The following is a 13,901-nucleotide window of genomic DNA, read 5'->3' on the forward strand; positions in this document are numbered from 1 at the left end:
GCCCGTGCAGCCTGGCTGCACGGGCACCTTGCGCTCACCGTCCGGCGACGGCCCCGTCGGCCAGCAGCTGGTCGATCTTCGACGGCGGATAGCCGAGGCCCGTCAGCACGGTCCTGGTGTCGGCGCCCGGACCCGACCCGCGCGGCGGGACAGGTGTGCTGCTCCTGGAGAAGCGCGGCGCCACGCTCGGCTGGTGATACTCGCTGTCAGGGATCGGGACGTACGACATCCGGGCGGCGCTCTGCGGATGGAGACGGGCCTCGTCGAGGTCCAGCACCGGCGTGACGCACGCGTCGACGCCGTCGAACGCCCGGGCCCACTCGTCTCTCGTCCGGGACCTGAACGCATCCGTGAGGAAGGCCCGGAGTGCCGGCCACCGGTCACGGTCCTTGTGCGCGTCGGCAAGCTCCTCGTCGGCTCCGCCGAGGACCGCGAGCGCGTTGCGGAAGAACCGCTCCTCGATGGCGCCGAAGGCGATCCACCGGCCGTCGGCGCAGGTGTAGACGTCGTAGTAGGGGCACCCGCCGTCGAGCAGGTTCGAGGCCCGCTCGCCGGACCAGCGGCCCTGCGCCCGCAGCCCGTGGACGAGGCCCATCAGGCCGGCGGTCGACTCCAGCACGTTGGCGTCCACGACCTGCCCGCGCCCCGAGCCCCTCGCCTCCCACAGCGCGCAGACGATCCCGAACGCGAGCGACGCGGCCCCGCCACCGAAGTCGCCGATCAGGTTGAGCGGCGGGACGGGCGGCTCGCCGGCGCGTCCGATGCTGTGCAGCGCGCCGGACATGGCGATGTAGTTGATGTCGTGGCCGGCGACGTGGGCCAGCGGCCCGCTCTGCCCCCAGGCGGAGAGCCGGCCGTAGACGAGGGCCGGGTTGCGCGCGTGGCAGACGTCGGGGCCGAAGCCGACGCGTTCGGCGACCCCCGGGCGGTAGCTCTCGACCAGGACGTCGGCCGCCGCGACCAGGTCGAGGAGGACCGCGAGGCCGGCGTCGGTCTTGAGGTCCACCGCGATCGACCGCCGCCCCCGCTCGATCACCGGGTTGGGCGTGTAGTCGGGGTTGGGCCCGCCGGTCCGGTCGACGCGGACGACGGTGGCGCCCATGTCGGCGAGCAGCATGACGGCGAACGGTCCCGGCCCGATGCCGGCCAGCTCGACCACCCGCACGCCCGCGAGGGGTCCGCTACTCATCGGTGCCCGCCTCGGCCAGCAACTGGCGGCGGAGCGTCGCCTTGGCCACCTTGTCCAATGTGGACCGCGGCAGCTCCGCCACGACGCGGATCTCGCGGGGGCGTTTGTACGGGGTGAGCAGCTCCTCGCAGCGGTGGGCGGCGGCGGCGACCGACACCTCCTCGCCGGGACGGGCGGTGACGAAGGCGACCGGGACCTCGCCGAGCATCGGGTCGGGCCGGCTCACCACCGCCGCCTCGCTCACGCCGGGGACGCCGAGCAGCACCCGCTCGACCTCGGGGGCGCCGATGTTCTCGCCGCCGACCTTGAGCACGTCGGAGTCCCGTTCGAGGAACCACACGCCGCCGTCCTCGGCCACCCGGACCCGGTCGCCGGTGTGGAACCAGCCGTCGGCGTCGAAGGCCGCCGCGGTCAGCTCGGGCGCGTCGAGGTAACCGGCGAAGAGGGAGACGCCCGGCACGCCGCGGACCAGCAGCTCGCCGGTGGCGGCGGTGCCGGCGGGGACCTGCGCGCCGTCCTCGGCCAGCACGGCGACGTCGTACTCGGGCGCCACCCGGCCCATCGACCCGGCGGCGACGGGGTGGTGCGGGTCGCTGACCACCGGGTGCGAGACCGTCTCCGTCATGCCGAACCAGCCCATGACGGGGACGCCGCCGGTGGCGGGGCCGGCGTCGACGACGGAGCTGCTGGCCCAGCCCCGGAAGCGGTGCCGCTCGGGCACCTCGTGCACCCGCAACGCCCGCAGGCAGAAGCTCACCACCGACGTCCAGGTCGCGCCGTGCTCGACCGCGGCCGGCCAGAACCGGCTCGCGGAGAACCGGGGCTGGAGCACCACCGACCCGCCCGACCACAGCGACGACAGGAACGAGTAGGACAGCGCGTTGGTGTGGAACAGCGGCAGGTGCACCAGGTTGACGTCGCCGGGGGACAGCCGCTGATGGGCCGTGCCGGTCTGGCCGCTCCACAGGCAGTTGCCCTGGGACCAGATCACGCCCTTGGGCCGGGCCGTGGTGCCCGACGTGTACTGCACGCTCGCCGGGTCGGACCAGTCCGTCCGCACCGCCGGCGCGGCCAGGCCGGCCGCCAGCAGCGCCGCGAAGCCGTCCGGGCCCGGGTCGCCGTCGACGATCACGCGGGGTCCCGCGGCGGCGACGTCGCCGGCCCGGTCGGCCGTGGTGAGGGCGAACGTGGAGCGGCTGTGGCCCAGCGCGTACGCCAGCTCGTCGCGGGACGACTTCGGGTTGAGGCAGACCGCGACCGCGCCGAGGGAGGTGACGGCGCACCAGGTGATCAGGAAGGCCGGGGAGTTGGGCAGCACGATCGCGAGCCGACCACCCGGCCGCAGCCCGGCGGCGGCCAGGGCGCCGGCGACCCGGTCGACGTCGTGGGCGAACTCCCGGCGCGTCCACGTCCGTGCCTCGCCGTCGAACGGCGCCCAGGTGAGGAAGGGCCGGTCGGGCGTCCGCCGCGCCCACGTCTCGACCAGCCACCGCACGTCGAGCCCGAGATAGCGCGGCGACAACGCTGCGCTCACGCTGCCGGCTCCAGGTCGATGTCCAGGTCGAGGATGAGCGACTGCAGCGCCTTGCCGTGCGGGTCGACCCGCAGGGTCATCGAGACCCCGCCGCCGAGGGCCTGCTGCAGCACGAAGTTCAGCCCGTGCACCCGGGGCAGCTCGTAGCGGGTGACCGGGCCTCGGGCGATCGGCCCGAACGCCGCCGCGACCCGCTCGGCGGTCAGCTCCCGGACCAGCGCCGGATAGTGCGCGGGGTCGTAGACGAAGACGCAGATGTTGCTGACGTCGCCCTTGTCCCCGGACCGGCTCGCCGCGATCTCGCGGAGCTTGACGGTGCTCACGACTCGCTCACCTCCACCTCGATCGGCACCAGCTCCCGCGGCAGGTAGGCCGGTGTGACCCCGATCGCCGGGACGATCGAGGTCGTGTTGCCGCCACCGCCGGCGGGCCCGAAGTACAGCAGCTCGGTCTCGTGGGCGGCCGTCGCCGCCACCTCGCGCGACCGCGACCGGACCGCCAGCCGCAGCCGCACCTCGCTCGGGGCGCCCCCGCGTAGCTGGTCGCCGTACAGCGAATCCACCCCTTGCAGGTCGATGCGAAGCTCGTCGATGTCGGCGGCGTACGGCTCCAGCCGCCGGCGCACGATCTCCTCGGCCCGGCGGGCCCGCGCGACACAGCCCGGCCCGCCGTAGGACATCTCGCCGACCGCTCGCCAGCCCTGGTCCACGCCGATGAGCACCTTGAGAGTGTCGGGCCGGGCCCGGCCCCTGGCGCCGGTGACCCGGACCCGGTCCCCGCCGAGGTCGTCCACGTCGACGGCGCTGAAGTCGGCGGTGACGTCCGGGGTGAGGTACGTGGCCGGGTCGTGGATCTCGTAGTACAGCTGGGTCTTCATCGTCATGGCGTCGACCAGGCCGCCGGTGCCGGGCAGCTTGGTGATGGTCACCGCGCCGTCGGTGATCTCGCCGATCGGGAAGCCGAGGTTGTGCGGGTCGGGCACCACCCGGTAGGGCGGGTCCTCGAAGTTGCCGCCGGTCGAGTGGACGCCGCATTCGAGCAGGTGACCGGCCAGGGTGGCCAGGCCGACGCGGTCCCAGTCGTCCAGCGCCCAGCCCAGCTCGTGGCAGATCGGCCCGACGAACAGCGACGGGTCGGCCAGCCGCCCGCCCAGGATGATCTGCGCGTCCTGGCGCAGGCAGTCGACGATGCCGTCGGCGCCGATGTAGGCGTTCGCCGACACGACCCGGTCGCCGAGCTCCTTGACGGTCACCCCGAGCTCGGGCAGCTCCACGTCGTGCTCGGCCAGCACGTGCCGCACGTCGTCGCCGTGGATCGTGCCGATGCGCACGCCGCTCAGGCCGAGCCGGGCCAGGCCGCGGGCGAACTCGTCCCGGGCGGCGCCGGGGTTGGCCGCCCCGAAGTTGCCGACGACCCGGCCGCCGGCGGCGAGATAGCGGTGCAGCAGCGGCAGCAGCGCGCCGATGCGCCGGTCGTGCCCCGCGGCCGGGTCGGCCATCCGCCGGATCTGGGCCAGCGCGAGCGTGCGCTCGGCCAGGCAGTCGAATCCCAGATAGGTGACCCGTCCGCTGTCGGCCATGGCCGCGACCGCGTCGAGCCGGTCGTCCGCGTACGCCGATCCCGAGCCGATGCTCAGGACCGCCGCGGGTTGCCGAGCGACCACTGCGAACCTCCTTCGTGACGTGGGAGAAACTCAGACCCGCACGACCCGGTCGACCGGGGTGAGCCCGGCGACCGCGGGCACGATGTCGCGGCCGAGGTCGTCGAGGTAGGCGACGACGTCATCGCCGCTCATGGTCGGCCACTGCGCCCGGACCAGGATCGGGTCGACCGGGAAGACCTGCGCGAACTCGGCGATCTGGCGCACGCACTCGTCGGGTGTGCCGATGAAGGTCTCCTTGCGGGCGACCTCCCGGAACTCGCGGTCGAGCTCGCCGGCGTCGCGGGTGGCCAGCTGCCGGTTCGCGTACGCGAGCAGCCGCTCCTTGGCCATCGCCTCGAACCGCTCGTAGGCCGCCTCGGTGCTGGCGGCGGGGATGATCTCGCGCCGGAGCGGGTTGCGCACGAGCGGGCGGCCGAGCCGGATCCGCTCGTCCTCGTAGAGCGACATCAGCCGGACCAGCTCGGGGCCCCGGATCTCGGGCGTGACCGGCCAGCCGTCGCCGAGCCGGGCCGACCGCCGGACTCCCTGCTCGCCCATGGCGCCCAGCCACAGCGGCGGATGCGGGCTCTGGAACGGCCGGATGTGGGTGTGCCCGTCCCGCACGGTCCAGTACCTGCCGGCGTAGGACACCTCGTCCTGCGTCCACACCTGCTTCATGATCGTGATGCTCTCCTCGAGCATCCGGAACCGCTGGGTGTAGTCGACGCCGAGGGCGTCGAACTCGTCGCGCCGGTAGCCGGCGCCGATGCCGACGACGAGCCGGCCGCGGGTGAGGATGTCGAGCGTGGCCAGGTCCTCGGCCAGCATCACCGGGTGGTAGAGCGGTGCCTGGACGATCGTCGTGGCCAGGGTGACGTGCTCGTCCAGCTCGGCGGCGAGGCGCGCGAGCGTCGGGATCGGCTGGAGCCAGCGCAGGTCGCCGTAGAGGAAGTGCTGGCCCATCGTGATGTGCGAGAAGCCGTTGCGCTGCGCCGCCTCGACCTGGCGCAGCAGGGCGTCGAGGTGCTCCGCCGGCGGCAGGCTTTTGCGGACATCGCCCAGGATCACTCCGAGTCTCACGCAACTCCCCGATCGGTCGGCATAATCTATGCTCATCATAGTTATGAGAGCAATGGAAGGGAAGGTGGGTCGCGTGGTCTTCCAGGCATTCATCGTGGGCGCCGTGCGCTCGGCAGTCGGGCGCCGCAACGGGGCGCTGGCCGGCGTCCATCCGGCCGACCTCGGCGCGGCCGTGCTGTCGGAGCTGATGACGCGTACGGGCGTGCTGCCGGCGGCCGTCGACGACGTGATCTGGGGCTGCGTGGGCCAGGTCGGCCCGCAGGCGTCCAACATCGGGCGGGCCACCGCCCTGTCCGCCGGCCTGCCGGAGTCGGTGCCCGCCACGACCATCGACCGCCAGTGCGGATCGTCGCAGCAGGCGGTGCACTTCGCCGCCCAGGCGGTCATGTCCGGCACCCAGGACCTCGTGGTGGCCGGCGGGGTCGAGGTGATGAGCCAGGTCCCGATCGCCTCGCCGACCACGATGGGGGTCGAGCGCGGGATGGCCCACCCCCGCGGCGGCCGGCGCTGGGCCGAGCGCTTCGGCGACGAGGAGATCTCCCAGTTCCGTGGCGCCGAGTGGATCGCGCGGCGGTGGGACCTGTCCCGTGCGGCGATGGAGGCGTACGCGCTGGAGAGCCACCGCCGCGCCCTTGCCTCGACCGCGGCGGGCGAGTTCGACGCCGAGATCGTCGAGGTGCACGGTCTCCGCCGCGACGAGGGGCCCCGCCCCGACTCGACGGCGGAGAAGCTGGCCGCGCTCGGCCCGCTGCGCGAGGGCGGCCGCATCACGGCGGCGCTGGCGAGCCAGATCTCCGACGGCGCCGCCGCCGTCCTGGTCGCCTCGGAGCGGGCGGTGCTGCGGTGGGGCCTGACCCCCCTCGCGCGGGTGCACACGCTGACCGTGGTCGGCTCCGACCCGGTCGCGATGCTGACCGGGCCGATCCCCGCGACCGCCGCCCTCCTGGAGCGGTCCGGGGTCGCCCTGGCCGAGATCGGCTCCTACGAGGTCAACGAGGCCTTCTCCAGCGTGCCGATGGCCTGGCTCGCCGAGACCGGGGCCGACCCGGCCCGGCTCAACCCGCAGGGCGGCGCGATCGCGCTCGGCCATCCGCTCGGCGCGACCGGCGCCCGGTTGATGACGACCCTGGTGCATCGGATGCGCCGGGAGGGACAGCGGTTCGGGCTCCAGGCGATGTGTGAGGGGGGCGGCATGGCCAACGCCACGCTGCTCGAACTCGCATGACGGGGGAGCGGTCCGAAATCCAGGCACTTCGACTGTTGTGACGGCGGCCACGCGTCTGTAGATTGTGCCTAATCATTGAAATGGTGAGCATGAAATCTGCTGCGCGGTCAACACCCCGAGGACCGGCACCGCTCACCCACTCGAGAAGGTGGAATCAATGACGTCCTATAGATCGTCGCGGCGTCGGCCCTCATTCCGTCTCGCCGCCGTCGCCGTCGCCGCCGGTCTGCTGCTCGCCGCCTGCGGTGGTGGCGGCGCCGGCGACTCGACCGTCGGCCAGAAGCCCGAGCAGGCGGAGGGGCTGGCCGAGTCGACCATCAAGGCCGCCGCCCAGGCCGAGGGCAAGGTCGTGTGGTACACCTCCATCCCCGAGGCCGCCGTGAAAGAGGTCGCCGCCGGGTTCAAGGCCGCCTACGGCATCGACGTCGAGGTCGTCCGGCTGACGTCGACGACCCTCATGCAGCGCTACGCCTCCGAGCGGGACGCCGGCGCGGTGAAGGGCGACGTCATCAACGTCGCCCAGACCGCCTTCTTCGAGGACGGCGTCAAGAAGAACTGGTGGTCGAAGCTGACCGAGCCGGAGGCGCCGATGCTCGCGAGCTGGCCGAAGGATCTCGTCCACAAGGACCAGTACACGCTCATCAACACCCAGCCGATCGGCATCGCCTACAACAAGGACCAGGTCAAGGAGAGCGACGTCGACACCTGGCAGAAGATCGTCGACCCCAGGTTCAAGAACAAGGTCGTCCTGGTCAACCCGGCCAACACCCCGTTCTACCTGTCGTGGCTGAAGCTGATGGAGACCGAGTACGGGCCCGACGTGCTCACCCAGTTCGCCGCGCTGAAGCCGACGGTGACCGACAGCGCCGTCCCGGGCGCCCAGCAGCTGGCGGCGGGGGAGCGCGTCCTCATGGTGCCGAACGTGCTGTCCGGGGTGAAGGAGGTCGTCGACGCCGGCGCTCCGGTGGCCACGGTGACCCCCTCGCCGACGGTGGGCGTCGAGCAGTACGCCGCGGCCAGCGCCGACGGCCCCCACCCGAACGCCGCCAAGCTGCTGCTGGGCTACCTCCTCACCCGCACCGGTCAGGAGCAGCTCAACCGGGGCTACGCCGCCTCTCCGCTGTCCGGCATCCCGGGAAGCATCCCGATGCCCAAGGACTACCGGTCCACCGACACCGCCGCCATGCAGGCCGACAAGTCGCGGCTGCTCGCTGCCGTGGGACTGTCCTCGTGATGCAGGCACCTGACCTGCTCCACCGCAATCCCGGCACCGTGCAGGCCGGAGTCCGGGTCTCCGGCCTGCACATGGTCTTCCGGGACGCCAAGCACGCCGAGGTGACGGCCCTCCAGGAGGTGGACCTGGAGGTCCCGGCCGGCCAGTTCTGCGTGCTGCTCGGCCCGAGCGGCTGCGGCAAGACGACCCTGCTGCGGTGCATCGCCGGCCTCGAGTCGCCGACGGCGGGCACCATCCTGGTGGACGGCCAGACCGCCGTCCTCGACGGCCGGGTCGTGCTGGAGACGCAGAACCGGCCCGTCGGGATGGTGTTCCAGAGCTACGCGCTGTGGCCGCACATGAACGTCGCCCAGAACGTCGCCTACCCGCTGACCACGGGGCCCCGGGGTGCCCGGCCGGCCAAGGCCGAGGTGCAGCGGCGGGTCGCCGAGGTGCTGGAGAAGACCAGGATCGCGCACCTGGCCGAACGGCGGATCGGGCAGCTGTCGGGCGGCCAGCAGCAGCGGGTCGCGCTGGCCCGGGCGCTGGTCGCGGGCAACAGCGTCGTGCTGTTCGACGAGCCGCTGTCCAACATCGACGCGAAGATCCGGGAGAACCTCCGGGCCGAGCTCAAGGCCATGCAGGAGGAGTGGGGGTTCACCGCGATCTATGTGACGCACGACCAGGTGGAGGCGCTCGACCTGGCCGACCAGATCGTCGTGCTGGACCACGGGCGGATCGTGCAGACCGGCACCCCGCAGGACATCTACTTCCGGCCCATGTCCCGCCACGTCGCCGACTTCGTCGGCACCAGCAACCTCATCGCGGGCACGGTGCTGTCGCAGGCGGCCGACCGGGTGGGCCTGCAGACCGCGCTCGGCCGGGTGGACGTGCCCGGCCCGCCCGGCATCGGCCCCACGGCGCTGCTGATGACCCGGGCCAACGACTGGTGGCTCCAGCCGCAGGAAACGTCGGCCCGCGACGGATGGAAGGGCGTGGTGAAGGCCCGCCACCTGCTGGGCGCCTACACCGAGTACCTCGTCGAGGTGGGCGAGCTCACGGTGCGGATCTGGGACCGCTACCACGAGTGGGGCGGGCCCGGCGCCGGCGTCGTCACCGGCTTCGACGCCGACGCCGCGTGGGTGGTGCCCGATGGCGGCTGACCTCGGCATGCGGCCGGCGCCGGCCGCGGCACCGACGACCTCCACGGCCACGCGCCCACGCCGTCGCGGAGTTCTCTGGTACGGCGGCGTGGCCGCGACGGTCGTCATCGTCTTCGTCATCGTCTACCCCCTCGGCCGCACGGTGCTCGGCGTGTTCGGCGTCGGCGGCGACTCCACCGCGGACAGGATCGTCGAGGTCCTCACCGCCGGTAGAACCTGGCGGATGGCGGGCAACACGGTGCTCGCGGTCGCCGTCGGCGGGACGCTGGCGCTGGCGATCGGCGCGGTCTTCGCCTGGATCAACGAGCGCACCGACGCGCGCATGGGGTTCGTGGCGCGGATGCTGCCGCTCATGCCGATGTTCGTGCCGTCCATCGCCGGCGCGATCGGCTGGGTCTTCCTGGCCTCGCCGCGGGCCGGGCTCCTCAACGGCTGGATCCGCCAGTTCCTGGAGCTGTTCGGGGTCAAGGTGACCGAGGGCCCGATCGACATCTACTCGTGGCCGGGGTTGATCTTCGCGTACGTGCTGTTCCTGACGCCGTACGCCTACCTGACGATCTCCAGCGGCCTGCAGTCGCTCGACCCGGCGCTGGAGGAGGCGTCGCGGTCCTCGGGTGCGGGCGCGCTGACCACCTTCCGCCGGATCACGTTGCCGTCGCTGCGGCCGGCGATCGGGGCGAGCATCCTGGTGATCGCGACGATGGGCATGGCCATCTTCTCGATCCCGCTGGTGATCGGCACGCCCGCCGGCATCGACGTCCTGCCGGTCGAGATCGTCAACCTCATGACGCACAACTACCCCAGGGACACCGGCGGCGCGCTCGGCCTGTCCATCCTGGTCATCCTCGTCGTCGGCGCCTGCTGGCTGGTGCAGCGGCAGATGGTCGCGCTGCAGTCCCACGCGACCATCACCGGCCGGTCCAGCGCCAGCGCCGCCGTGCCCCTCGGCCGCTGGAAGTGGGTGGCCCGGCTGACGATGGTCGGGTTCCTGCTGCTGACCTCGGTGCTGCCGCTGGGCGGGCTGGTCCTGGTGTCGTTGCAACGGTTCTGGGGCGCCCGGATCCAGTGGGACAAGCTCACCTTCGTCAACTACCAGTACCTCGTCGACAACGAGCTGGTCTGGAGCGGCCTGCGAAACAGCCTCGTGCTGGCCGTCGTCTGCGCCACCGTCGCCGTCCTCCTCGCGGTGCTGGTCACCCAGACCGTCACCCGCCGGGCCGGCCTCGCCGCCGGCGCGGTCGACGGCATCGTGAAGATCCCGTCGACGCTGACCCACGTCGTGCTGGCGGTGGCGTTCATCGTCGCCTTCGCGGGCCCGCCGTTCGACCTGGCCGGGACCAGCCTGCTGCTGGGACTGGCGTACGTGATCCTCTACATCCCGCAGGCGACCTTCTACGCCTCGGCGGCGCACCAGCAGATCGGCCCGCAGCTGACGGAGGCGTCGGCCGTCGCCGGCGCGAGCGACGCGACCACGACCCGCCGGATCCTCCTGCCGCTGATGGCGCCCAGCCTGATCGCCGGCTGGTCGCTGCTGTTCGTCCTCATGACCGGCGACATCACGGCGTCGTCCATGCTCGCCGGCACCCACACGCCGGTGGTGGGATTCGTGATCCTCGACATGTGGACCGGTGGCAGCTTCCCCAAGCTGGCCGCCCTGGGCGTGCTGATGACCGTGGTCGCCAGCGCCGTCGTGCTGCTCGTCATGCGCCTGCGTGACAAGTTCTTCCTGGTGAGGTGAGGCAATGACCCCGCTCGACGTGACCGTCGAGGACCGCCTGCTCCTGCAGGAGCTGATCGCGAGGTACTCCCTCGCCCGCGACGACCGCGACATCGACCTGCTGATCTCGCTGTTCGCGCCGGACGCCCAGTTCGAGCGGGCCGGCCGGGTCGTCGACGGGGCGGACGGCATCCGGGAGTTCTTCCTCGGCTCCATGCGCCGCTACGACCTGACCAACCACGTCAACCACGGCCAGGTGCTCGACCCGGTCGAGGGCGCCTCACCGCGGGAGCGGGTCGCCGGCCGGGTCTCCGGGCACGCCGAGCTGGTGCCGTCCGGGATCCTGCACGTCGCCGCCTACCGCTACCACGACCTCTACGTGAAGTCCGAAGGACGGTGGCTCTTCCAGCGCCGGTCGCTCAACTTCATCTACGCGATGCCCGTCGACCAGCTCGCCGCCGGCTTCGCCGACAACCTGCGGGTGCGCTGGCACGGCGACCAGCCGCGCCCCGCGGACCTGCCCTGACCGACCACCCCCGGGAACGGAGAAACCTTCGATGCCATCGAATGTCATGATCGTGCTCAGCAACACCCGCCCGGAGGTCGAGGACGAGTTCAACGCCTGGTACAGCGACGTCCACGTGCACGAGGTCGTCGACGAGCTCGACGGCTTCGCCACCGCGCAGCGGTTCAAGCTCGCCGACCAGCAGGTCGAGGAGGGCGCGACCTGGAAGTACCTGGTGATCTACACGATCCCCGAGGGCAGGCTGGCCGACGCCCAGGCCGCGATCCGGGCCCAGCGGGCCGAACGGGCGGAGGCCCTGGCGGCCGGCCGCAAGCCGTGGATCTCGGCCCGCTCCGACCTGTTCGACGGCAAGCACCACAGCTGGTTCTTCACCGCGATCACGGACGAGATCGCGGGCCGGTCATGACCGAGCCGGCGTCGCCGTTCGTGGTGGCCGGCGCCGGCGCCGCAGGGCTGCTGGCCGCGCTCACCGCGGCACAGGCCGGCGTCGACGTCCTGCTGCTGGAGAAGGACATGCGGCGGGGCTGCAACGCCGAGTTCTCCGGCGGGCTGGTCCAGGGCGCCGGCACCCGGTTCCAGGAGGCCGCCGGCATCGACGACTCGCCGGCGACGCTGCTGGCCGACATCCTGCGGCAGAACCGGGGCCGGTGCGACCCCGTCGTCGCCGAGCTGGTGGCGGACCGGTCCCGCGACGTCGTGCACACCCTGGCCGACACCGTCGGCCTGGACCTGCACATCGACGCGGTCGCGTACGCCGGGCACTCGGTGCGGCGCCTGCACTGCACCCCGGCCGAGACCGGGAAAGAGCTGATCGCCGGCCTGCGGGCGTACGTGCGCGCCCTCGACCGCGTCGACTTCGTGGACGCCGCCGAGGTGGTCGACGTGAACGTCGCCGACGACGGCACCCTCGACGTGGCCGTCCGGCGGGGCGGGACCGGCCATGACCGGCTGCGCGCCCGGCACGTCCTGCTCGCCACCGCCGGCTTCGGCGCCAACCGGGCCCTGCTGCGCCGCTACATCGGCGACGCCGCCGCCGACAGCCACTTCATCGGCTCCGAGAACAGCACCGGCACGGGCCTGGAGATCGGGCTGCGGCTGGGCGCGGGCACCGCCTACCTGACCGCCTACGAGGGGCACAGCCACCTCAACCCGAAGTACGGCACCCGGCTCGGCGGCGCCCTACCGGCCCTGGGCAGCATCATCGTCGGCACCGACGGCCGCCGCTTCGCCCGCGAGGACGTCTCCAACTCGGGGTTCGCCGCGTCGCTGGCCGCCCAGCCCGGCGGGCGCGGCGTCGAGATCTTCGACGAGCCGATCCACCGCCGGGCGCTGGCCAACGGCGCCTACGCCGAGGCCTTCTCGGCCGGCGTGGTCGCGACCTTCACCACCCTCGACGCGCTCGCGGACACCTTCGGCCTCCCCGCCGCCGCGCTGACGGATGAGGTCGAGCGCTACAACGCCGCCGTGGACGCCCCCTGCTGGCTCGGCCGCGCCGCCCCCCGGCGCCGGCTGCACCCGCCGTACTACGCCTCGGCCGTCTCCAGCGGCCTGGTGCACACCCAGGGCGGCCTGACCATCGACACCGCCGCCCGCGTCGTGCGCCCCGGCGGCGACCAGATCCCCGGCCTGCTGGCGGCCGGCGGCGCCGCCGCCGGCATCTCGGGCGACGGCCCCGACACCTACCTGCCGGGCAACGGCCTGGCCCACGCCTTCGCGACCGGCCTGGTCGCCGCGGAGACGGTCACCGCCGCACTCGCGTGAAACCGGCCGCCCGGCGTCCCGTGGTGCGGGACGCCGGGCGGTGTGGGTCAGGAGGGCAGGGTTTCGCGGTTCCAGGTGGTGCCGTTCCACCAGATGTGTTGCAGGGTGCCGTTGGTGGCGCGGGTGACGGTCTGGATGTAGTTGAGCGAGTCGAGAGTGATGGTCGGGTCGCCGGCGAGTCCGGCGCCGCCGGGGAGCGTTTCGCGGTTCCAGGTGGTGCCGTTCCACCAGATGTGTTGCAGGGTGTTGTCGGTGGCGCGGGTGACGGTCTGGATCCAGTTCGCCGAGTCGATGGAGATGGCGGGGTCGCCGGCGAGTCCGGCGCCGCCGGGGAGGGTTTCGCGGTTCCAGGTGGTGCCGTTCCACCAGATGTGTTGGAGGGTGCCGTCAGTGCCGCGGGTGACGGTCTGGATCCAGTTTGCCGAGTCGATGGAGATGGCGGGGTCGCCGGCGAGTCCTGCGCCGCCGGGGAGGGTTTCCCGGTTCCAGGTGGTGCCGTTCCACCAGATGTGCTGCAGCGTGTTGTCGGTGCCGCGGGTGACGGTCTGGATCCAGTTCGCCGAGTCGATGGAGATGGCGGGATCCCCGGCGAGTCCGGCGCCACCCGGGAGGGTTTCGCGGTTCCAGGTGGTGCCGTTCCACCAGATGTGTTGGAGGGTGCCGTCAGTGCCGCGGGTGACGGTCTGGATGTAGTTGAGTGAGTCGATGGAGATGGCGGGGTCGCCGGCGAGTCCGGCGCCGCCGGGGAGGGTTTCGCGGTTCCACGCGGTGCCGTTCCACCAGATGTGCTGCAGGGTGTTGTCGGTGCCGCGGGCGAACACCTGGATCCAGTTCGCCGAGTCGATCAGTGC

13 protein-coding genes are annotated in these 13,901 nt (G+C 72.5%); 7 read left to right on the top strand and 6 right to left on the bottom strand.

Annotated features, from left to right (window positions below):
- Positions 1 to 34: 34 nt before the first annotated feature.
- The 5 genes from ABZ321_RS14015 to ABZ321_RS14035 are packed head-to-tail and all read right to left on the bottom strand — an operon-like array spanning position 35 to position 5,445.
- Positions 35 to 1,189 (bottom strand): CaiB/BaiF CoA-transferase family protein, encoded by a 1,155-nt coding sequence (locus tag ABZ321_RS14015; protein ID WP_354891146.1) that lies wholly within the window; start codon positions 1,187 to 1,189, stop codon positions 35 to 37.
- Positions 1,182 to 2,723 (bottom strand): AMP-binding protein, encoded by a 1,542-nt coding sequence (locus tag ABZ321_RS14020; RefSeq protein ID WP_354891147.1) that lies wholly within the window; start codon positions 2,721 to 2,723, stop codon positions 1,182 to 1,184. The genes ABZ321_RS14015 and ABZ321_RS14020 overlap by 8 nt, the downstream gene beginning before the upstream one ends.
- The gene (locus ABZ321_RS14025; RefSeq protein ID WP_344502082.1) at positions 2,720 to 3,046 is read right to left on the bottom strand and encodes a hypothetical protein; all 327 of its coding nucleotides are present in this window, start codon (positions 3,044 to 3,046) and stop codon (positions 2,720 to 2,722) included. Before ABZ321_RS14025 ends, ABZ321_RS14020 begins: the two co-directional genes overlap by 4 nt.
- Positions 3,043 to 4,386, bottom strand: a complete 1,344-nt coding sequence (locus ABZ321_RS14030) for an acyclic terpene utilization AtuA family protein (protein WP_354891148.1) — start codon at positions 4,384 to 4,386, stop codon at positions 3,043 to 3,045. The genes ABZ321_RS14025 and ABZ321_RS14030 overlap by 4 nt, the downstream gene beginning before the upstream one ends.
- A 30-nt stretch (positions 4,387 to 4,416) precedes the next feature.
- Positions 4,417 to 5,445: an LLM class flavin-dependent oxidoreductase gene (locus tag ABZ321_RS14035; protein WP_344502084.1), complete on the bottom strand. Its 1,029-nt coding sequence runs from the start codon at positions 5,443 to 5,445 to the stop codon at positions 4,417 to 4,419.
- Positions 5,446 to 5,518: 73 nt separating this feature from the next.
- On the opposite strand from ABZ321_RS14035, the gene ABZ321_RS14040 reads away from it, so the two are divergent.
- The 7 genes from ABZ321_RS14040 (at position 5,519) to ABZ321_RS14070 (ending at position 13,050) form a co-directional block, all read left to right on the top strand.
- Positions 5,519 to 6,670 carry an acetyl-CoA C-acyltransferase gene (locus ABZ321_RS14040; protein WP_354891149.1) on the top strand — a complete coding sequence of 384 codons (1,152 nt, stop codon included), beginning with the start codon at positions 5,519 to 5,521 and terminating at the stop codon, positions 6,668 to 6,670.
- Positions 6,671 to 6,827: 157 nt separating this feature from the next.
- Positions 6,828 to 7,904, top strand: coding sequence for an extracellular solute-binding protein (locus tag ABZ321_RS14045; RefSeq protein WP_354891150.1), 1,077 nt, complete (start codon positions 6,828 to 6,830; stop codon positions 7,902 to 7,904).
- A complete protein-coding gene (locus ABZ321_RS14050) occupies positions 7,904 to 9,046 on the top strand; it encodes an ABC transporter ATP-binding protein (RefSeq protein WP_354891151.1) in 1,143 nt (380 codons plus the stop codon). The genes ABZ321_RS14045 and ABZ321_RS14050 overlap by 1 nt, the downstream gene beginning before the upstream one ends.
- On the top strand, positions 9,036 to 10,784 hold the full coding sequence (locus tag ABZ321_RS14055; RefSeq protein ID WP_354891152.1) for an iron ABC transporter permease: 1,749 nt from the start codon (positions 9,036 to 9,038) through the stop codon (positions 10,782 to 10,784). Before ABZ321_RS14050 ends, ABZ321_RS14055 begins: the two co-directional genes overlap by 11 nt.
- Positions 10,785 to 10,788: 4 nt before the next feature.
- Positions 10,789 to 11,289 (top strand): nuclear transport factor 2 family protein, encoded by a 501-nt coding sequence (locus tag ABZ321_RS14060; protein WP_354891153.1) that lies wholly within the window; start codon positions 10,789 to 10,791, stop codon positions 11,287 to 11,289.
- Between the two features lie 31 nt (positions 11,290 to 11,320).
- Entirely contained in the window at positions 11,321 to 11,695 is a 375-nt protein-coding gene (locus ABZ321_RS14065; RefSeq protein WP_354891154.1) for a hypothetical protein, read from the top strand.
- A complete protein-coding gene (locus ABZ321_RS14070; protein WP_354891155.1) occupies positions 11,692 to 13,050 on the top strand; it encodes an FAD-binding protein in 1,359 nt (452 codons plus the stop codon). The genes ABZ321_RS14065 and ABZ321_RS14070 overlap by 4 nt, the downstream gene beginning before the upstream one ends.
- Before the next feature lie 47 nt (positions 13,051 to 13,097).
- Here ABZ321_RS14070 and ABZ321_RS14075 read toward each other — a convergent pair.
- Positions 13,098 to 13,901 (bottom strand): hypothetical protein (locus ABZ321_RS14075; RefSeq protein WP_354891156.1); only part of this gene is annotated, 804 nt, incomplete at its 5' end.

Origin of the sequence: Dactylosporangium sp. NPDC006015 (assembly GCF_040614215.1) — a bacterium.
Taxonomy (GTDB): Bacteria; Actinomycetota; Actinomycetes; order Mycobacteriales; family Micromonosporaceae; genus Dactylosporangium; species Dactylosporangium maewongense.

Excerpts from the sequence above, each read along its gene's own strand:
- ABZ321_RS14070 (WP_354891155.1), top strand. The coding sequence starts at position 11,692 with ATGACCGAGCCGGCGTCGCCGTTCGTGGTGGCCGGCGCCGGCGCCGCA.
- ABZ321_RS14015 (WP_354891146.1), bottom strand. The coding sequence starts at position 1,189 with ATGAGTAGCGGACCCCTCGCGGGCGTGCGGGTGGTCGAGCTGGCCGGC.
- ABZ321_RS14045 (WP_354891150.1), top strand. The coding sequence starts at position 6,828 with ATGACGTCCTATAGATCGTCGCGGCGTCGGCCCTCATTCCGTCTCGCC.
- ABZ321_RS14060 (WP_354891153.1), top strand. The coding sequence starts at position 10,789 with ATGACCCCGCTCGACGTGACCGTCGAGGACCGCCTGCTCCTGCAGGAG.
- ABZ321_RS14065 (WP_354891154.1), top strand. The coding sequence starts at position 11,321 with ATGCCATCGAATGTCATGATCGTGCTCAGCAACACCCGCCCGGAGGTC.
- ABZ321_RS14050 (WP_354891151.1), top strand. The coding sequence starts at position 7,904 with ATGCAGGCACCTGACCTGCTCCACCGCAATCCCGGCACCGTGCAGGCC.
- ABZ321_RS14055 (WP_354891152.1), top strand. The coding sequence starts at position 9,036 with ATGGCGGCTGACCTCGGCATGCGGCCGGCGCCGGCCGCGGCACCGACG.